Raw genomic sequence first — 18,069 nt, forward strand, 5'->3', positions numbered from 1 at the left:
GACGTTACAGTGGAGGGGTATTCGCCGATCCTGTCGCCACAGGATCCAAGCCATTTCAGATCCGCTGACAGTAGATCGCGCACAGAAACCAGAGCAGACCCCTGACTACCTTCACCGAACTGGGCGTCATGCCCGAGATCGCCGACGCCCTCGCCGACAAGGGCATCATCGAGGCCTTCCCCATCCAGGAGATGACCCTCTCGGTCGCCCTCGTGGGCACCGACCTCATCGGACAGGCCCGCACCGGCACCGGCAAGACGCTGGCCTTCTCCATCCCCGTCATCCAGCGCACCGTGGCGCCGCACGACCCCGACTACGACCAGCTGGTCGAGCCGGGCAAGCCCCAGGCCCTCATCGTCGCGCCGACGCGCGAGCTCGCGATCCAGGTCGCCGGCGACGTCGCCACGGCCTCGAAGAACCGCGGCACGCGCAACCTCACCATCTACGGCGGCGTGCCCTACGAGCCGCAGCTCGAGGCCCTCGAGGCCGGCGTCGACATCGTCGTCGGCACCCCGGGCCGCATCCTCGACCTCGTCAACCGCGGCGCGCTCGACATCAGCCACGTCAAGTCGCTCGTCCTCGACGAGGCCGACGAGATGCTCGACCTGGGTTTCCTGCCCGACGTCGAGTCGATCCTCGCGCGCACGCCCGAGACCCGCCAGACGATGCTGTTCAGCGCGACGATGCCGTCCTCGATCGTCACCCTGGCGCGCAAGCACATGCGCCACCCGATGAACATCCGTGCCGAGTCGGCCGAGGCCGGCCAGACCGTGCCCGCCACGAGCCAGTTCGTCTGGCAGGCGCACGACATGGACAAGCCCGAGGTCGTCGCCCGCATCCTGCAGGCCGACGACGTCGAGCGCGTCGTGATCTTCACGCGCACCAAGCGCCAGGCGCAGCGCGTGGCCGACGACCTGGCCGACCGCGGCTTCCCGGCCTCGCCGCTGCACGGCGACATGGCCCAGAAGGCCCGCGAGAAGGCGCTCGACGGCTTCCGCGAGGGCAAGGTCAGCATCCTGGTCGCCACCGACGTCGCCGCCCGCGGCATCGACGTGGCGAACATCAGCCACGTCATCAACTACACGTGCCCCGAGGACGACAAGACCTACGTGCACCGCATCGGCCGCACCGGTCGCGCCGGCGCGACCGGCACCGCGGTCACGTTCGTCGACTGGGCCGACATCCAGCGCTGGAAGCTCATCAACAAGGCGCTCGACCTGCCCTACGACGAGCCGCAGGAGACGTACTCCACGTCGGACCACCTGTTCCACGACCTCGGCATCGACCGCAACGTCAAGGGTCGTCTGAAGCCGCCGGCGCCGAAGGAGCCCCGCTCCGAGGGCGGCCGCGACGGCCAGAAGCGCGACGGCGATCGTCGCGACGGTGGCAGCCGCAACCGCAGCCGCAGCCGTCAGCGCACCCGCGGCGGCCAGCCCGTCGAGGGCGCCGAGCGTCCCGCGGCCGAGACGGCCTCCGCGACCTCGGGCGAGGACAAGCCGGCCGGCGAGGGCCAGGCGCGTCGCCGCCGCCGTCGCCGCCGTCCCTCGGGCGAGCAGGCCTCCGGCTCCACCCCCGCCTCCGCGTCCTGACGCGACGTGACAGTTTCCCCGGTTAACCGGGGAAACTGTCACTGAGCGAGGTTTGCGAACCCTGTGAAGTGACAGGAAACCTCGTGAAGTGGGCCGGGCTCGTCGCCGTCACGCCGTGACGACGACCGGAGTGCCGTCGGGTGCCCAGTCCCAGAGGTACTTGGCGTCCGACTTCTCCTGGCGGATGCAGCCCGCCGACAGGGCCTGGCCCAGCTGCTCGATGGTCTGTTCCGGCTTGCCGTTGTTGTAGACCGGGATCGAGTGGAAGCCGATGGGCGCGTTCTGGCCGGTCGTGAACTGCACGAAGTACTCCATCGTGCCGGTGTAGTCGAAGCTCGTGGCGTGCCGCGTGCGCGACTGCACGGCGTAGCTGCCCGGCTGGAGGTTGTCGAAGCGGCTCCCCGAGACGAGGTAGGTGCGGTCGACGGTCCCGTCGGCCTCGATCAGCCAGACCCGCTGGTCGGACTGGTCGAACACGATGCGGCGTCCCTCACCGGAGCTCGCCGGGGGCGGCGGGCTGGCCTTCGCCTTCGCGGCCTGCTGCTTCGCCTTCTTCTCGGCCAGGGCCTTCGTGCGCTGGGTCTGGAGGGCGAGCTCGCGCGTGGTGTGCGCCTGCTCGCCGGCGGCCGTGATCACGGGAGCCACCGTCTCGACGACGGCGGTGCCGGTTCCGGCGGTGGCGGACGTCGCGGGCTCGCGCACGAGCGAGACCGCGGAGACGGTGGCGGTGAGCGCGACGGCGCCGATGAGCGCGGCGACGCGGCCGAGACGGACACGGGGCGGGGAAGCCATGTCCTCCACGGTAGGCGCGACCTTGCGCCGATGGCCGACTTCGCGCGGTGTGCGCGTGGCGGACTCGCCGGGCCCGTCGGGTCCGGTCATCGGGCCCCGACCAGGACGCGGGCGACGGCGCGGTAGGCGTCGGCCCCCTTGTGGGCACGCGCCGTGCTGAGGATCGAGCGGCCGATCGCGGGCGCCTCGGCGAAGCGGATGGTCTTGGGGATCGGGGGCTCGAGGACCTCGAGGTCGTAGGTGTCGCCGATGGCCGCCAGGACGTTGCGCGCGTGCGCGGTGCGGCCGTCGTACATCGTGGCCAGCACGCCGCGGATCACCAGATCGGGATTGATGAACTGGCGCACGTCGTGGATGGTGTCGAGCAGCTGGCCGACGCCGCGGTGCGAGAGCGTCTCGGCCTGCAGCGGGATGACCACCTCGTCGGCGGCCGACAGCGCGCCCACCGTGAGCACGCCCAGCGCGGGCGGGCAGTCCAGCAGGATCCAGTCGTAGTCGTCGGCGATCTTCGCCAGCGCGACCCGCAGCCGCTGCTCGCGGCCGGTGCGGGTGACGAGGTTCTCCTCGGCCTCGGCCAGCGCGATGTTCGCCGGTAGCAGGTCCAGGCCCTCCTCGGTGGTGACGATCGCGTCGCCGGCGGGCGCCTTGCCCAGCAGCACCTCGGCGATCGTGACGTCGAGCTCCTCGGGGTCGATGCCGAGGGAGAACGTGAGGCTGCCCTGCGGATCGAGGTCGACCAGGAGCACGCGCTGTCGCTCCTCGAGGAGCGCGGCCCCGAGCGACGCGACGCTGGTGGTCTTGGCGACGCCGCCCTTCTGGTTGGCGAGGGCCACGGTGGTGGTCACGCGGCAATTGTGCCATCGACGGGCGACCGTCGGGACGCGGACGAGCGCGCGTCCGCCACGTGAACCCGCCGGCTGCCTAGCGTGGCGGCATGGACGACGTGGTGGCCGTGCGCGGTCTCGTGAAGATCGTTCCGCGCGCTGGACGCGTTCGACCTGACCGTGAAGGCGGGCGAGGTGCACGGGTTCCTCGGCCCGAACGGGGCCGGCAAGTCCACGGCGCTCCGCTGCCTGCTGGGCCTCCTGCGTCACGACGCCGGCACCGCGACGGTGCTCGGGCTGGACCCGTGGAGCGACACGGTCGCCCTGCACCGGCGACTGGCGTACGTGCCGGGCGACGTCGTGCTGTGGCCGAACCTGACCGGCGGCGAGATCGTCGACCTGCTGCTGCGGACCCGCGGCTTCGAGCCGCGCCGCACGCGCCGGGACGAGCTGGTCGACGCGTTCGAGCTCGACCCCGCGAAGCGGGCCCGCGCGTACTCGAAGGGCAACCGGCAGAAGGTGGCGCTGGTCGCCGCCCTGGCCGCGCCCAGCGACCTGCTGCTCCTGGACGAGCCGACGTCCGGGCTCGACCCGCTGATGGAGCAGGTGTTCGTCGGCTGCGTGGCCGAGCACCGCGCGGCCGGGTCCACCGTGCTCTTGTCGAGCCACGTCCTCGGCGAGGTCGAGCGACTGGCCGACAGCGTCACGATCATCCGCGAGGGCCGCACCGTGGAGAGCGGCGCCTTGGCCGACCTGCGTCACCTGCGCCGCAGCCGCGTGACGGCGACCGTCGCCCGGCCCGAGGCGGTCGCGGGGCTGCGGCTCGACGGCGTGCACGACGTCCGCGTCGAGGGCTGCACCGTGTCGTGCACCGTAGATGCCGAGGCGATGACACCGCTGCTGGGCGCCCTGGCCGGGGCCCAGGTCGAGTCGCTCACCAGCACGCCGCCGACGCTGGAGGAGCTGTTCCTCGACGCCTACCAGTCCACTCCGGCCGAGCAGGTCCCATGAGCCAGACCTTGGCCGGCGCGCCCACGCTGCTGCGGCTGGCGGTGCGACGCGACCGGTGGTCGATCCCCGCGTGGCTCGCGGTCCTGACGCTCGTGTGCGGCACGTCGGCGGCGGTCACCCCGGGCCTCTACCCGACCGAGGCCGACCGGGTGGCCGCGGCGGCCGGTCTCAACGCGAGCGCCGGCATCGTCGCCCTCTACGGACCCGTCCTCGACCCGACGAGCCTCGGCGAGCTCGCGATGACCAAGATGACCGTGACCTACTCGGTCCTGGTCGCCGTGATGACGCTGTTCCTCGTCCGCCGACACACGCGGAGCGAGGAGGAGACCGGTCGCGCCGAGCTCCTCGGCGGCGCCGGCGTCGGACGGCTCGCGCCGCTGGTCACCGCGCTCGGCCTCGCGGCCGTGGTCTCCGCCCTCCTCGGGCTGCTCGTCGCCGTGACGAACGCCCTCGCGGGCCTGCCGTGGACCGGCTCGGTGGCGTTCGGCGCGGCATGGGCCGGGACGGGACTCGTGGGAGCGGCGATCACCGCCGTGTGCTGCCAGGTCTCGGCGAGCGCCCGCACGTGCGCCGGGCTCGCCGCCGCGGTCCTCGCGGTCCTGTTCGTCGCCAGGGCCGCCGGTGACGCCTCCGGCGCGGAGTGGCTGAGCTGGCTGTCGCCGTTCGGGTGGAACACGCGCCTGCAGGCCTACGGGGACACCCGGTGGTGGGTGCTGGGCCTGTACGTCGCGCTGGCCGTCGCGGCGGCCGCCGTCGCGGTCGCGCTCGCGGCCCGGCGCGACCTCGGCGCGGGCCTGCTCGCGCCGCGGCCGGGTCCGGCCCGAGGTCCGGGCTGGCTCGCCGGTCCCCTCGCCCTCGGCGTGAGGTCCCACGTGGCGCCGCTGTGGGGCTGGACGGCCGCGGTCGCGCTGATGGGACTGCTGTTCGGCGCGATCTCGCCGAACCTCGACGGCATCCTGTCCGACGAGACCGAGCGCCTGCTGGAGGGGCTCGGCGGCACGGGTGCCCTGCGCGACACGATGATCGCGTCGATCGCCTCGATCGCGGCGCTCATCGTGTGCTGCTTCGGCATCACGATCCTGACCCACGCCGCGGACGACGAGCGCGACGGGCGCACCGAGATGGTCCTGTCCACGCGGGTGACCCGCGCCCGCGCGTACTGGTCGGTCGTGACGCTCGCGCTGGGCGGCGTCACGTGGCTGCTGCTCGTCGCGGGGCTCGCCCTGGCACTCGGCGTCCGGCAGGGCACCGACCACTCCCCGGCCCGGATCGTCGAGGCGGCCCTCGGACAGGCGCCCGCCGCCTGGGTCACGGTGGCCGTCGGGGTGCTGCTGTTCGCGTGCCGAGCCCGCTGGGCCGTGGTCGGCTGGGGCGTCCTCGTCGCCTTCGGCACGCTGGGACAGATCGGGGAGCTCCTCGGCCTGCCCGACGCCGCCCTGTGGCTGTCGCCCTTCACGCACGTCCCCCACCTCCCGCTCGAGGGCGCCGATCCCGTGTCGACGCTGGCTCTCTCGGGTGTCGCGGCCGCCCTCCTCGGGGTGGGCTGGTGGGCCTACCGGGGCCGGGACCTCGCGTGACTGGCATGCTGGGCTCCATGACCCGCACGGCCCTGATCACCGGCGCCACCGCCGGCATCGGAAACGCGTTCGCCCGGCAGCTGGCGCGACGGGGGACGAACCTCGTCCTCGTCGCCCGAGACACCGTCCGGCTGGAGCAGGTCGCGGCCGAGCTGACCGACGCGCACCGGGTCGAGGTCGAGGTCATCACCGCCGACCTCACCACCCTGCAGGGCATGGATCGCGTCGCCGACCGCCTGTCCGAGTCCGGCCGCCCGATCGACCTGCTGGTCAACAACGCCGGCGCCTCGCTCGCCGGCTGGTTCGGCACCACCGACATCGCCGACGAGGACCGCCAGCTCGACCTGCTGGTGCGAGCCCCGATGCACCTCATGGACGCCGCCATCAAGTCGATGTCCGGACGCGGACAGGGCGGGATCATCAACGTCGCCAGCGTCGCCGCGTTCACCCCGCGGGGGGCCTACTCCGCGCACAAGGCATGGCTCGTGAACCTCTCCCAGTGGGCCAACTGGCACTACTCCGACGTGGGCATCACCGTGCAGGCGCTGTGCCCGGGTTTCACCCGCACCGAGTTCCACCAGCGGATGGGCGCCGAGATCGGCGACGTGCCGCGGTGGATGTGGCTCAAGGCCGACGCCGTCGTCAAGGGCTCGCTGCGCGACCTCGAGCGCGGCAAGGCGATCTCCGTGCCGTCGGCGCGGTACAAGGTCCTCGCCGCGATCGCCCGCCATGCTCCGGCCACGGTGGTCGCGAAGATCGCGCAGCGGGGTCGATGACCCGGTGAGCGTTCCCAAGACCCTCGACATCCCCGAGGGCGTCGAGGTCCTCCGCGCCGAGACGTCCCGCACCGAGCACGCCGTGCACCTGGCCCGCGCCACCGGCGAGCGGCTCGGCTCGATCCTGCTCGTGCCCGGCTGGACCGGCAGCAAGGAGGACTTCACGCCCGTCCTGCCGCTGCTCGCGGCGCTCGGGTACGACGTCGTCGCCTTCGACCAGCGCGGGCAGTACGAGTCGCCCGGTGACCCGCTCGACGACTACTCGCTCGACGCGCTCGCCGAGGACGCGCTCGCCGTCGCCGACACCCTTCTCGAGGACGAGCGGTTCCACCTCTTGGGCCACTCGTTCGGCGGGCTCGTGGCGCAGACCCTGACGATCGCGCACCCGCAGCGGGTCCGCAGCCTCAGCCTGCTGTGCACGGGCCCGGGCGCGCTCGGCGACTCCCCCACCCGGCCGCTGCAGCGGATCGCCGCGGCGATCGGCAAGGTGCCGCTGCTCGACATCCACCAGCTGCGCGAGCAGGGCATCAAGCGCCCCGCGCAGATCACGGCCTTCCTCGCGAAGCGGTTCACGGCCAACGCGCCGGCCTCGCTCAAGGCGATGACACAGCACCTGCTGGACGCCCCCGACCGGGTGGACGAGGTCGCCGCCACCGGCGTGCCCGTGTGGGTCGCGCGCGGCGAGACCGACGACGCCTGGCCCCACGACGCGCAGGCCGAGATGGCCGAGCGCCTGGGCACCGAGATCGTCGTGCTGCCCTCCGCGGCCCACTCCCCCGCCGTCGAGGCCCCCGAGGAGCTCGTCGACGACTGGCGCGGCTTCCTGCTCGCCCACTGACGCCTTCCGGAGCCGCGGCGGTCAGCCGACGATGGCGCGGAGGGCCTCGACGTGGCCGCGGTAGGCGGCGCGGCCTGCCTTGGTGAAGGCGGCCCAGGAGCGGACCCGACCGGCGCGGGTGGCCTTGGTGACCTTGACGTAGCCGGCGTCCTCGAGCGCCTTGACCTGCTTGCTCAGCACCGACTCGCTCACGTCGAGCCGCTCGCGCAGCAGCGCGAACTCCGTCTTGTCGACGGTGTCGAGGATCGCGCAGATCTGCAGCCGGTGCGGGGCGTGGATCAGCGGGTCGAATCCGTCCGAGCTCACGGCTGCTCCTCGATGCTGCGCACCCAGTCGGCGTCCCAGCGCGGACCGAGCACGGCCCACGTCGCGGTGGTCACCAGCGCGGCCACGGCCGCGACCACGGGCCCGAGGAACGCCAGGCCGAGCGAGACCAGCGAGACGGCCACCATCAGCCACGCACGCCAGGCGCCCGGCTCGCGCAGCGTCGCGAACGTGACGATGCCCGTGTGCTTCGTGTACCAGGTCATCGCCCCGAAGGTCGTCGCCAGGCCGACCGCGTAGAGCAGCCAGCGGACCCAGCCGTCGAGCCCCAACCCGAGGATCACGAGCCCCATCCCGAAGCCCGCCACCGCGTAGTAGCCACGCGGGCTCGCAGCCCGGTGCGCCGTCTCGCGCCGCGTGGCGGCGATCTGCTCGAGCGCCTCTCGCGCCTCGTCCCGTTCCGTCATGATGCCTCCGTCTCGACTTGCCAACACGGAAAGTCTAGACCCCGACTTTCCATTGTGGCAAGCCACTGCGGCAAGCCGATACGGAAAGTCAGCCGAGGAGGCGCTCCAGCTGCTCGGGATCGGTGAGGTTCGCGCCGAGGTGGAACGCGGAGCCCTTGCCGGTGCCGTGGTGGTCGCTGGAGCCCGTCCGGGCGAGGTCGAGGTCGGCGGCGATGGCCGCGAGCTCGGCGCGGGCGCGGGCGTCGTGGTCGGGGTGGTCGACCTCGATGCCGGCGAGGCCGACCTCCGCGAGCTCGGCCAGCAGGTCGGGGGTGACCTTGCCGCGGCTGTCGCGCGCCCAGGCGTGGGCGATCACGGGCCGTCCGCCCGCCTCGCGCACGAGCCGCACGGCGTCGAAGAGGCTCGCGGCGTAGCGCGCGACGTACGCGGGCTTGCCGGGAACGAGCCAGTCGCGGAACGCCTCGTCGCGGTCCTGGATGTAGCCCTTGGCGATCATCGCGTCGGCCACGTGCGGGCGCCCCCACGCGGCGGCGTCGCCGGCCACCGCCAGCACCTCCTGCTCGGTGAGCGGCATCCCCAGCGCCGCGAGCTTGTCGAGGATCCGCGGCAGGCGCTGGTTGCGGCCACCCAGCACGCGCTCCAGCTCCTCCACGAGCGGCGCGTACGTCGGGTCGAACTCGTAGCCCAGCAGGTGCACGCTGAGCCCCTCGAACTGCGTGGAGATCTCGATGCCGCGGATGAGCCGCAGGCCCACCTCGTCGGCGGCCTCCTGCGCCTCGGCCCAGCCCTCGGTCGCGTCGTGGTCGGTGAGGGCGATCGCGTCGAGTCCCTCGGCCTTCGCCTTGCGCACGAGGTCGCCGGGCGTGTCGGTGCCGTCGGACCGCGTCGAGTGGGTGTGGAGGTCGATGCGCACGTTCAGAAGACTAGGCCCTGCTCGCGCGACCGCCCTGCTGGACGTTCCACTGCTGGACCACCGGCTGACCCCGGTCGTCGCCGAGCACCGAGTAGGTCGCCGTGTCGATCGCGAACACCCGTCCGTCGGCCACCTCGAGGCCCAGCCAGCGCGCCGCCAGGACGCGCAGCGAGTGCGCGTGGGCGAACACCAGCGTGCGCCCGCCGAGCGACCGCGCCCGCTCCACCACGCGGTCGAGGCGCGCGCCGAGCTGCTCGGCCGTCTCTCCCCCGGGCGTCGGGTGCGACCACACGGTCCAGTCCGGCACGGTCTGGCGGATCTGCTGCGTCGTGATGCCCTCGTACTCGCCGTAGTTCCACTCGACGACGTCCTCGACCACCTCGGGCTCGAAGCCGGCCAGCTCGGCCGTCACGAGCGCGCGACGCCGCGGGCTGCTCCAGACGCGGTCGAACCGCACGCCCGACAGCTGCGGGCGCAGCGCCTCGGCCTGCTCGCGCCCGAGGGCGGTCAGCTCGACGTCGGTGACCGACGTGTGCTTCCACGAGCGGCTCCACTCCGTCTCGCCGTGACGGACGAGCCACAGCTCGCTGGTCTCGGGCTCCTGCTCGGCGCTCATGGACTCAGCGTGGCACGAGGACCCAGTAGTCGAGGTCCAGCAGCACGCCAGGCGCGTACTTGCCGTCCTCGCCCCTGAGGGTCATCGCCTCGTCACGGCCCTTGGTGGCGACGAGCCGCAGCCGCAGCGCGCCGACGCCGGGCGCGGAGGTCTCGGCCTTGTCGAGCACCTCGCTCCACGCGTAGATCGTGTCGCCGGCGAACGCGGGCGACGTGTGCGCGCCGGCGTTGATCGCGGCGATCAGCTGGGCGTTCGCGAGACCGTTGAACGACAGGGCGCGCGCCAGCGAGATGACGTGGCCGCCGTAGACGAGGTTGTTGCCGTCGGGACGCGCCTCGACGTTGAAGTGCACCTTGGCCGTGTTCTGCCACAGGCGCGTGGCCTGCTGGTGCTCCGAGGCGGTGAGGGTGACGCCGTCGACGTGATCGATCCGCTCGCCGACCTCGTAGTCGTCGAACCGGTGCGGCTCGCCGGCGGCGACGAAGTCGTACCCGGTGAAGTCGAGCCCCTGCGGGACGACGAGTTCCTCAGGGGCCACGAACGGCGCCAGCTCGGGGATCACGGTCTCGGGCGCGGCGGCCTCGGTGTCGCGCTTGTGCACCATGACCCAGCGCGCCCAGTCCAGGACGACCTCGTCGCGCTGGTTCGTGGCGGTGGAGCGCACGTAGACGACGCCGGACTTGCCGTTGGAGTTCTGCTTCAGGCCGATGACCTCCGACGAGGTGGAGATCGTGTCGCCCGGGACGATCGGCGCGTGGAAGCGGCACTCCGCGTAGCCGAGGTTCGCGACCGCGTTGAGCGAGACGTCGGGCACGGTCTTGCCGAACGCGACGTGGAACCCGATGAGGTCCTCCACCGGGTGCGGGTCGAGGCCCACCGAGGCGGCGAACGCCGCGGACGAGGGCACCGCGAACCGCGTGGGGTACAGCGAGCCGTAGACGGCGCGGTCACCCTCGGTGATCGTGCGCGGCGTGGCGTGCTGGATCACCTGTCCGAGCGTGAAGTCCTCGAAGAAGTTGCCCGGGTTCGTCTTGCTCATGTCGTCCTCACTGTCGCCGATGGTGCGGGACCATCATGGCGGATCGTCAGAACGCGAGCGTCGCCGCGACCATGTGGTGGTCCGACGGCGGGGTCGCGCGGTAGCGCGCGGTGCGCAGGTTGGCGTCCACGACCGTCTCCCAGCCGCGCGCTCGGATGCCCGCCGCGAGCACGTAGTCGATCCGCGTGCCCTGGTGCTTGTAGTACGCCGCCGGCGTCGAGCCGCGCGGACGCTTGAGCTTCTTGTCGCGGTACATGCACGTGTTCTTCGCGCTGCCCGGGCCCTTGCCCGCGACGGCGTTGGACGAGTTGTACGAGACGTTGATGCGTCGCTTGACGTGCAGCGGCACGCGGGCGAAGCGGGTGGCGGACAGCGACGAGGTCACGCCGACGGACTTGCACGAGCCGCGCCACTTCGCGCTCTTGGAGCGGTAGACGCGGCGGTCGGTGCCGAGCAGGTCGACCAGGCCGGCGCGCGTGAAGTCGTCCACGGCGGTCGTGCTGCGGGTGCGGCCGTTGCTGTTCAGGTCGCCCACCAGGACGGCCGGCAGGCTGCCCGCGCGCAGCTGCTTGACGGTCGCGAGCACCTGGGCCGCCTGCTTGCGGCGGAACGAGTTCGACGCCGAGGTCGTGATGGCCTTGCCGCGGTAGCGGGCGTCGAGGTGCGTGTTGGCGAAGAGGAACTGCTTGCCGGTGGCGCGGACGCGGAAGATCGTCCAGTCCAGCGTGCGCTTCGTGCTGGTGGCGCTGGACAGCGGGCGCGAGCCGTGGCGCACGACCTCGAGGACGCGCGAGTCGTAGACGGTGCGGTTGTCCGAGGAGCTGGCCGAGGCCGAGGTCGTGCACGTGCGCCACGGGGCGCGCTCGCCGTGCCACGTGCCGTTCCAGACGGCGGGGTTCGGGCCGGTGGTCGGGCACGACTTCCGGTACGTGTTGGTGACGCGGTACGGCGCGCCGGGCGTGCGCGCATTCATGAGGTCGACGACGTGCTCGAACTGCGCGTGGTTGCGCGAGCCGGGCGGGCGGCGCTGCATCCAGGCCTCCGAGGCCTCCTGCAGGCCGATCACGTCGGGCGAGCAGCGCATGATCATGCCGACCACGCGGTCGGCGCGCGACTCCCAGCCGGGCATCGTGCCGGCCGAGGCGTTGTAGCCCGCGATGTTGTACGACGCCGCGAGCAGCGGCGTACGCCCGGCGAGCACTCCGCCGGCCGAGGTCTCGCGGACCACGTCGTGGTACGCCGCGCAGCGCGCGTTGGCCGCCGACGCGGGCGCGACGGCGGCGAGCGGGGCGACGAGCAGGCCGGCGGCGACGGCGAGGGCCAGCGCCAGGGCAGCACGAGGGGAACGCACGGGAGACCTCCGGAGGACGTGCGACCCACCCGGTCGCACGGTCTCCCATCCTACGTTCCCACGCGTCACTCCAACAAAAAACCGTCACATCCGCCGCAGCGGACGCGCGTCAGAACGTCGGGGTGGCGCCGGGCAGGCCCGCGAGCAGCTCCTGGCCCCGCGCGAGGTGCTTGTGCTCGACGAGCAGCTCGTACTTGCTCGGCAGGATCGTCTTGACGCTGCTGAAGTCGCGCTGCCCGCGGGTGGAGGCGTAGCCCACCGCCGCGATGATCGCGCCCCACACGACGCCGAGCAGGATGCCGGTGAGGACCGCCGCGAGCCAGTCGCCCTCCGCGGCGAAGATGCCCAGCAGCAGGCCGATGAGCAGGCCGAACCAGGCGCCGCCGAGCACGCCGCTGAGGATCACCCGCCCCCACGTGAGGCGCCCGGTGACGCGCTCCAGCTGCTTGAGCTCGGTGCCGACGATGAGCACGTTCTCGACCGGGAAGTCGTGGTCGGAGAGGTGGTCGACGGCCTTCTGCGCCGCGTCGTAGTCGTCGTAGACGCCGAGGGACTGCGGGTACTCCAACGAGAAGATCTGGGCCATGCGGCCAGCCTAGACCCGTGAACGCACGAGAACCCCGCGTCCACGGAGTGGATGCGGGGTTCTCGTCGCGGGACTCAGAGCTTGTAGTCCTTGAGCAGGTTGCGCCCGATGATCATCTTCTGGATGTCGGACGTGCCCTCGCCGATCAGCATGAAGGCCGACTCGCGGTAGAGCCGCTCGATCTCGTACTCCTTGGAGTAGCCGTAGCCGCCGTGGATGCGGAACGACGCCTCGACGACCTCGTTGCAGTACTCGCTCGCGAGCATCTTGGCCATGCCGGCCTCGACGTCCATGCGCTTGCCCGAGTCCTTCAGGCGCGCGGCCCGCACGACCATCGTGTGGGCGGCCTCGACCTTGGTGGCCATCTCGGCCAGGCGGAACAGGATGGCCTGGTGCTGGGCGATCGGCTTGCCGAACGTCTCGCGCTGCTGCGCGTACGCGATGCCCAGCTCGAAGGCGCGGTTCGCGATGCCGACGGCGCGGGCGCCGACGTTGACGCGGCCGACCTCGACGCCGTCCATCATCTGGTAGAAGCCCTGGCCGGGCGTGCCGCCGAGGATCTGGTCCGCCGAGATCTGGTGCTTCTCCAGGATCATCTCGGTGGTGTCGATGCCCTTGTAGCCCATCTTCTCGATCTTGCCGGGCACCGTGACGCCCTGGGCCGTCTCGCCGAAGCCCGGCTCCTTCTCGATGAGGAAGGTGGTCATGTTCTTGTAGACGCTGTCCGAGCCCTCGTCGGTCTTGGTCAGCACCGCGACGAGCGTGGACGAGCCGCCGTTCGTCAGCCACATCTTCTGGCCGGTGATCTCGTACGAGCCGTCGTCCTGCTTGGTGGCCTTGGTGGAGATGGCCGAGACGTCGGAGCCGAGCGAGGGCTCGCTCATGCTGAAGGCGCCGCGGACCTCTCCGGTGGCCATCTTCGGCAGGTACTTCTGCTTCTGCTCGTCGGTGCCGTGCTGGATCAGCATGTAGGCGACGATGAAGTGCGTGTTGATGACGCCCGAGACGCTCATCCAGCCGCGCGCGATCTCCTCGACCACGAGCGCGTAGGTCAGCAGCGACTCGCCGAGTCCGCCGTACTCCTCGGGGATCATCAGGCCGAAGATGCCGAGCTCCTTGAGGCCCTCGACGATGTCGGTCGGGTACTCGTCCTTGTGCTCCAGGTCCGTCGCGACCGGAATGATCTCCTTCTCGACGAACTGGCGAACGACCTTGAGGATCTCGACCTGCTCTTCGGTCAGGCCCTCGGTGCTGACAAGACGCCCCATGACGGTGCTCCTCGAATCTCGGTGGGAATCGGGGCGAGCCTACAGTGGCGCGCTGCCGGGCACCGGGTGGGGACCGCGCGGATTCAGTCGGCGACGAGGGTCTCGGCCCGGCGCGCCCGCCCCGTGGACGCGGTCACCACGGCGAGGCCGGCGAGGATCAGCACGATGCCGCCGTACGTCAGCCACGGCAGCGACTCGCCCAGGAACGCCGCGGCCAGCAGGGCCGCCCCGGGCACCTCGAGCAGCAGCATGAGCGACACGACCACGGGCGACATGACGGCCAGCAGGTGGTTGATGACGGAATGCCCGAGCAGCTGCGCGCACACCATGACCGCCACGATCATCACCCAGGCCCGGGCCGACCAGCCGCCCAGCGGGACGCCGGCGACGAGGCAGACGACGAGCAGGATCGCCGAGCAGATGCCGTAGCAGGTGAAGGTGTAGGCGGTCGTCGAGAGCGTCTCCCGCACGCGGGCGCCCACCACGACGTAGATCGCGGCGAACAGGCCGCCGGCGAGCGCCAGCGCGTCGCCCCACAGCGCCTCCTTCGACAGCGAGAGGTCGACGCCGGAGATCGCGGCCACGCCGACCACGGCGAGGAGGGAGCCGGCGACCACGGCGGGCGCGGCGCGCCGACCCCGCAGCGCGTCGATCGCGATGACGAAGAGGACCTGCATCGAGACCAGCGCCGTGGCCGCCGCGACCGAGGTCAGCTTGAGCGAGCCGACCCAGCAGGCGAAGTGCGCGGCCAGCGCGGCGCCCGCGACGATGGCCAGCGTCCACCCGTGCCGGTCCTGTCCCGTGATCGCGGTGCGGTGCCGGGTCAGCGCGATCGGCGCCAGCAGGCCCGTGGCCATGGCGTTGCGCCAGAAGGCGATCGCGAGCGCCGGTGCCGCCGTGGCCGCCATCAGCGGACCCGACATCGACACGCCGATCACCGCGACGAGCGCGAGCAGATAGTTCACCGCGTCAGTCTCCCCCGCCCTTCCGGTGACCCGCGTGCTGGGGAGGCGGTGAGTCCTCAACCCTTCCCTCGCTCGGGCGGTGCGCCATCAACCCCATCGGCCTTCGGTCCGGTTGCTGGCTCACCGCCCATCAGCCGTCCGCCGACCGTAGGGTTGACCACTCACCGCCCCACCAGCCCCCAGCGGCGGGCGACCCCCGGCCGGTAGCCTCGGACCCGTGAGCAGCCAGCCGACCCGGATCTTCGTGTCCCGTCTCGTCGGGCAGGCCGTCTTCGACCCCGTGGGCGACCAGGTCGGCAAGCTGCGCGACGTCGTCGTCGCCGTCCGCAGCGCCACCCAGCGCCCGCGCGTGCTCGGCCTCGTCGTCGAGGTCCTCGGCCGGCGCCGCGTGTTCCTGCCGATCACCCGGGTCACCTCGATGGATTCCGGTCAGGTCATCACCACGGGCGTGCTGAACCTCCGTCGCTTCCAGCAGCGCTCCACCGAGACCCTCGCCGTGCACGAGCTGTTCGACCGCCAGGTCACGCTCGCCGACGGCACGCCGGCCGCCCTCTACGACATCGCGATCGAGCAGGACCCGCGCCGCGACTGGTACGTCTCCGCCGTCGCCGTCGCCGAGCCCCACAAGCGCTTCGGCCGCCGCGGCACCAGCCACGTCGTCGAGTGGGACGAGGTCCGCGGACTGGCCAGCGAGACCGCCGCCCAGGGCGCCACCCACCTGCTCGCGATGATGGACGAGATGCGCCCGGCCGACATCGCCAACGCGCTGCGCGACCTGCCGCCCAAGCGCCGCATGGAGATCGTGCGCGAGTTCGGCGACGAGCGCCTCGCCGACGTCCTCGAGGAGATGCCCGAGGCCCTGCAGGTCGAGGTGCTCGGCATCCTCGACCCGAGCCGCGGCGCCGACGTGCTGGGCGAGATGGACCCCGACGACGCGGCCGACCTGCTCGGCGAGCTGCCCGCGCAGACCGCCGAGGAGCTCCTCGGCCTCATGGAGCCCGACGACGCCGAGGACGTCCGACGCCTCCTCTCCTACGAGGAGCGCACCGCCGGCGGCATGATGACCACCGAGCCGGTCGTCCTCGACCCGAGCGCCACGATCGCCGACGCGCTGGCCCTGGTCCGCGAGCCCGAGCTGAGCGTCGCGCTGGCCTCGATGGTCTACGTGTGCCGGCCGCCGCTGGAGACCCCCACCGGCCGCTTCCTGGGCGCCGCCCACTTCCAGGCGCTGCTGCGCGAGCCGCCCTCCACGCTGGTCAGCCAGATCATCGTCAACGACATCGACTGGCCGCGCCCGGAGGCCTCGCTGGCCGAGGTCGCGGGCCTGCTGGCGGCGTACAACCTCGTCGCCGTCCCGGTCGTCGACGAGAACCAGCACCTGCTGGGCGTCGTGACGATCGACGACGTGCTCGACCACCTGCTCCCGAAGGGATGGCGTGAGCATGGCTGACCGCGAACGCCTCGACCAGCCGCGCGACCTGCGCCGGGGCCTGCGCCGCAACCTCGCCGCCCGCAAGGACGCCGATCCCGAGCGCTTCGGCCGCTTCGCCGAGTCCGCCGCGCGCTTCCTCGGCACCGCCACGTTCATCGCCTGGATGACGCTGTTCATCTTCGTGTGGATCGTGTGGAACGTGCCGTACGGCCCCGACCGTCCGCGCTGGGACGAGTACCCCTTCATCTTCCTCACGCTGATCCTGTCGTTGCAGGCGTCGTACGCCGCGCCGCTGATCCTGCTCGCGCAGAACCGGCAGGAGGCGCGCGACCGCATCGCCGCCGAGCAGGACCGCGAGGCGGCCAGCCGCTCGCACGCCGACATGGAGTTCCTGGCGCGCGAGGTGGCGAGCCTGCGGATCGGCCTCGGCGAGGTCGCCACCCGCGACTTCCTGCGCAGCGAGCTGCGCGGCTTCCTGGCCGAGCTGGACAAGGACGAGGAGCCCGACGAGCAGGACCGGACCCGGCCCGACCGGCCCTCACCGTCCGGACCTTGACGCGACCCCCGGACGTTCGATAGGGCCCCGTAGACTTCACGGCATGGCTGACGTCACCCAGGACCAGATCACCGAGGCGCTCTCGACCGTCAACGATCCCGAGATCAAGCGCCCGATCACCGAGCTGGGGATGGTCGACACCGTCACGATCGGCGAGACCGAGATCGTCGTCCGCCTCCTGCTCACCGTCGCCGGCTGCCCGCTCAAGGACACGCTGACGCGCGACGTCACCGCCGCCGTGGCCAAGGTCGCCCCGGCCCACACGGTCCGCGTCGACATGGGCGTCATGACCGACGAGCAGCGCAAGGCGATGCAGGAGCACCTCCGCGGCGGCCGCGCCGAGCGCGAGATCCCCTTCGCCCAGGCCGGCTCGCTCACCAAGGTCTACGCGATCGCCTCGGGCAAGGGTGGTGTCGGCAAGTCGTCCGTCACCGTGAACCTCGCCGTCGCGATGGCCAAGCGCGGCCTCAAGGTCGGCGTCGTCGACGCCGACATCTACGGCCACTCGATCCCCGACATGCTCGGCGTGGGCGACCAGCGCCCCACCCAGGTCGAGGACATGATCATGCCCGTCCCGGCCCAGGTCGGCGACGTGTCGCTGAAGGTCATGAGCATCGGCATGCTCAAGCCCCGCAAGGACCAGGTCGTCGCCTGGCGCGGCCCGATGCTCGACCGCGCGCTCGTGCAGATGCTGGCCGACGTCTACTGGGGCGACCTCGACGCCCTCTTCCTCGACCTCCCGCCGGGCACCGGCGACATGGCCATCAGCCTCGGGCAGCACCTGCCCAACGCCGAGGTCGTCGTCGTCACGACCCCGCAGCAGGCCGCGGCCCAGGTGGCCGAGCGCGCCGGCACGATGGCCTCGATGATGCACCAGCGCGTCGTGGGCGTCATCGAGAACATGTCGTGGCTGCAGCTGCCCTCGGGCGAGAAGCTCGAGGTCTTCGGCTCGGGCGGCGCCGCCGAGGTGGCCACCACGCTGACCGCGCGCCTGGGCTACGACATCTCCCTGCTCGGCCAGGTGCCGCTGGAGGAGAAGCTGCGCGAGGGCGGCGACAGCGGCTCCCCGATCGTGATCGAGGATCCTGACGCCGAGAGCGCCAAGGTGCTCCAGCAGATCGCCGACGGCCTCAGCGGCCGTTCCCGTGGCCTGGCCGGCATGCAGCTCGGCCTCGCCCCCGCCGGCCGACTGTAAGGTCGCGCCC

The 18,069-nt window shown here is 72.0% G+C and carries 19 protein-coding genes; 8 read left to right on the forward strand and 11 right to left on the reverse strand.

The annotated features are described in order from the left end of the window. The first annotated feature begins 128 nt into the window (after positions 1-128). A complete protein-coding gene (locus BJ975_RS11240) occupies positions 129-1,589 on the forward strand; it encodes a DEAD/DEAH box helicase (RefSeq protein WP_179425911.1) in 1,461 nt (486 codons plus the stop codon). 108 nt (positions 1,590-1,697) lie between these two features. Here BJ975_RS11240 and BJ975_RS11245 read toward each other — a convergent pair whose 3' ends face one another. Continuing rightward, positions 1,698-2,381, reverse strand: a complete 684-nt coding sequence (locus tag BJ975_RS11245) for a L,D-transpeptidase (RefSeq protein WP_179425913.1) — start codon at positions 2,379-2,381, stop codon at positions 1,698-1,700. Positions 2,382-2,467: 86 nt separating this feature from the next. After that, positions 2,468-3,226, reverse strand: a complete 759-nt coding sequence (locus BJ975_RS11250) for a ParA family protein (protein WP_179425915.1) — start codon at positions 3,224-3,226, stop codon at positions 2,468-2,470. A 159-nt stretch (positions 3,227-3,385) separates the two neighbouring features. On the opposite strand from BJ975_RS11250, the gene BJ975_RS11255 reads away from it, so the two are divergent. Genes BJ975_RS11255 through BJ975_RS11270 form a run of 4 tightly spaced genes read left to right on the forward strand, consistent with a single transcriptional unit; the run spans position 3,386 to position 7,407 of the window. After that, positions 3,386-4,216, forward strand: coding sequence for an ABC transporter ATP-binding protein (locus tag BJ975_RS11255; RefSeq protein WP_317628335.1), 831 nt, complete (start codon positions 3,386-3,388; stop codon positions 4,214-4,216). Then, positions 4,213-5,793, forward strand: coding sequence for an ABC transporter permease (locus tag BJ975_RS11260; RefSeq protein WP_179425917.1), 1,581 nt, complete (start codon positions 4,213-4,215; stop codon positions 5,791-5,793). Before BJ975_RS11255 ends, BJ975_RS11260 begins: the two co-directional genes overlap by 4 nt. Positions 5,794-5,810: 17 nt before the next feature. Continuing rightward, on the forward strand, positions 5,811-6,569 hold the full coding sequence (locus BJ975_RS11265) for an SDR family NAD(P)-dependent oxidoreductase (protein WP_179425919.1): 759 nt from the start codon (positions 5,811-5,813) through the stop codon (positions 6,567-6,569). Between the two features lie 4 nt (positions 6,570-6,573). Continuing rightward, positions 6,574-7,407 carry an alpha/beta fold hydrolase gene (locus tag BJ975_RS11270; protein ID WP_179425921.1) on the forward strand — a complete coding sequence of 278 codons (834 nt, stop codon included), beginning with the start codon at positions 6,574-6,576 and terminating at the stop codon, positions 7,405-7,407. Positions 7,408-7,428: 21 nt separating this feature from the next. On the opposite strand, the gene BJ975_RS11275 is transcribed toward BJ975_RS11270, so the two are convergent. From BJ975_RS11275 to BJ975_RS11315, 9 genes are all read right to left on the reverse strand, one after another. Beyond that, the gene (locus BJ975_RS11275) at positions 7,429-7,713 is read right to left on the reverse strand and encodes a transcriptional regulator (protein ID WP_317628334.1); all 285 of its coding nucleotides are present in this window, start codon (positions 7,711-7,713) and stop codon (positions 7,429-7,431) included. Then, positions 7,710-8,138, reverse strand: coding sequence for a hypothetical protein (locus BJ975_RS11280; RefSeq protein WP_179425923.1), 429 nt, complete (start codon positions 8,136-8,138; stop codon positions 7,710-7,712). The genes BJ975_RS11275 and BJ975_RS11280 overlap by 4 nt, the downstream gene beginning before the upstream one ends. Before the next feature lie 88 nt (positions 8,139-8,226). Continuing rightward, positions 8,227-9,051 (reverse strand): PHP domain-containing protein, encoded by an 825-nt coding sequence (locus BJ975_RS11285; RefSeq protein WP_179425925.1) that lies wholly within the window; start codon positions 9,049-9,051, stop codon positions 8,227-8,229. Positions 9,052-9,061: 10 nt separating this feature from the next. Next, positions 9,062-9,667: a histidine phosphatase family protein gene (locus BJ975_RS11290; protein ID WP_179425927.1), complete on the reverse strand. Its 606-nt coding sequence runs from the start codon at positions 9,665-9,667 to the stop codon at positions 9,062-9,064. A gap of 4 nt (positions 9,668-9,671) precedes the next feature. After that, entirely contained in the window at positions 9,672-10,706 is a 1,035-nt protein-coding gene (locus tag BJ975_RS11295; RefSeq protein ID WP_179425929.1) for a MaoC family dehydratase, read from the reverse strand. A gap of 46 nt (positions 10,707-10,752) precedes the next feature. Beyond that, the gene (locus BJ975_RS11300) at positions 10,753-12,057 is read right to left on the reverse strand and encodes an endonuclease/exonuclease/phosphatase family protein (protein WP_179425931.1); all 1,305 of its coding nucleotides are present in this window, start codon (positions 12,055-12,057) and stop codon (positions 10,753-10,755) included. A 109-nt stretch (positions 12,058-12,166) separates the two neighbouring features. Further along, positions 12,167-12,643, reverse strand: a complete 477-nt coding sequence (locus tag BJ975_RS11305; RefSeq protein ID WP_179425933.1) for a general stress protein — start codon at positions 12,641-12,643, stop codon at positions 12,167-12,169. A 74-nt stretch (positions 12,644-12,717) separates the two neighbouring features. Continuing rightward, positions 12,718-13,911 carry an acyl-CoA dehydrogenase family protein gene (locus BJ975_RS11310; protein ID WP_179425935.1) on the reverse strand — a complete coding sequence of 398 codons (1,194 nt, stop codon included), beginning with the start codon at positions 13,909-13,911 and terminating at the stop codon, positions 12,718-12,720. An 83-nt stretch (positions 13,912-13,994) separates the two neighbouring features. Further along, complete coding sequence (locus BJ975_RS11315; RefSeq protein WP_179425937.1) at positions 13,995-14,876, reverse strand: DMT family transporter; 882 nt, start codon at positions 14,874-14,876, stop codon at positions 13,995-13,997. Between the two features lie 217 nt (positions 14,877-15,093). On the opposite strand from BJ975_RS11315, the gene BJ975_RS11320 reads away from it, so the two are divergent. From BJ975_RS11320 to BJ975_RS11330, 3 genes are read left to right on the forward strand one after another with little or no spacing between them, the layout of a single operon-like run. Further along, a complete protein-coding gene (locus BJ975_RS11320; RefSeq protein WP_179425939.1) occupies positions 15,094-16,326 on the forward strand; it encodes a magnesium transporter MgtE N-terminal domain-containing protein in 1,233 nt (410 codons plus the stop codon). Then, entirely contained in the window at positions 16,319-16,864 is a 546-nt protein-coding gene (locus tag BJ975_RS11325) for a DUF1003 domain-containing protein (RefSeq protein WP_179425941.1), read from the forward strand. The genes BJ975_RS11320 and BJ975_RS11325 overlap by 8 nt, the downstream gene beginning before the upstream one ends. 43 nt (positions 16,865-16,907) lie before the next feature. Then, on the forward strand, positions 16,908-18,059 hold the full coding sequence (locus BJ975_RS11330) for an Mrp/NBP35 family ATP-binding protein (protein ID WP_179425943.1): 1,152 nt from the start codon (positions 16,908-16,910) through the stop codon (positions 18,057-18,059). Positions 18,060-18,069: the final 10 nt, after the last annotated feature.

The sequence above is a fragment of the Aeromicrobium tamlense genome, from assembly GCF_013408555.1.
GTDB classification, from domain to species: Bacteria; Actinomycetota; Actinomycetes; order Propionibacteriales; family Nocardioidaceae; genus Aeromicrobium; species Aeromicrobium tamlense.

What these genes read in the sequence shown, in the direction of transcription:
- BJ975_RS11240 (WP_179425911.1), top strand. Translation starts at nt 129, where the DNA reads ATGCCCGAGATCGCCGACGCCCTCGCCGACAAGGGCATCATCGAGGCC.
- BJ975_RS11245 (WP_179425913.1), bottom strand. Translation starts at nt 2,381, where the DNA reads ATGGCTTCCCCGCCCCGTGTCCGTCTCGGCCGCGTCGCCGCGCTCATC.
- BJ975_RS11260 (WP_179425917.1), top strand. Translation starts at nt 4,213, where the DNA reads ATGAGCCAGACCTTGGCCGGCGCGCCCACGCTGCTGCGGCTGGCGGTG.
- BJ975_RS11265 (WP_179425919.1), top strand. Translation starts at nt 5,811, where the DNA reads ATGACCCGCACGGCCCTGATCACCGGCGCCACCGCCGGCATCGGAAAC.
- BJ975_RS11280 (WP_179425923.1), bottom strand. Translation starts at nt 8,138, where the DNA reads ATGACGGAACGGGACGAGGCGCGAGAGGCGCTCGAGCAGATCGCCGCC.
- BJ975_RS11290 (WP_179425927.1), bottom strand. Translation starts at nt 9,667, where the DNA reads ATGAGCGCCGAGCAGGAGCCCGAGACCAGCGAGCTGTGGCTCGTCCGT.
- BJ975_RS11295 (WP_179425929.1), bottom strand. Translation starts at nt 10,706, where the DNA reads ATGAGCAAGACGAACCCGGGCAACTTCTTCGAGGACTTCACGCTCGGA.
- BJ975_RS11305 (WP_179425933.1), bottom strand. Translation starts at nt 12,643, where the DNA reads ATGGCCCAGATCTTCTCGTTGGAGTACCCGCAGTCCCTCGGCGTCTAC.
- BJ975_RS11310 (WP_179425935.1), bottom strand. Translation starts at nt 13,911, where the DNA reads ATGGGGCGTCTTGTCAGCACCGAGGGCCTGACCGAAGAGCAGGTCGAG.
- BJ975_RS11325 (WP_179425941.1), top strand. Translation starts at nt 16,319, where the DNA reads ATGGCTGACCGCGAACGCCTCGACCAGCCGCGCGACCTGCGCCGGGGC.
- BJ975_RS11330 (WP_179425943.1), top strand. Translation starts at nt 16,908, where the DNA reads ATGGCTGACGTCACCCAGGACCAGATCACCGAGGCGCTCTCGACCGTC.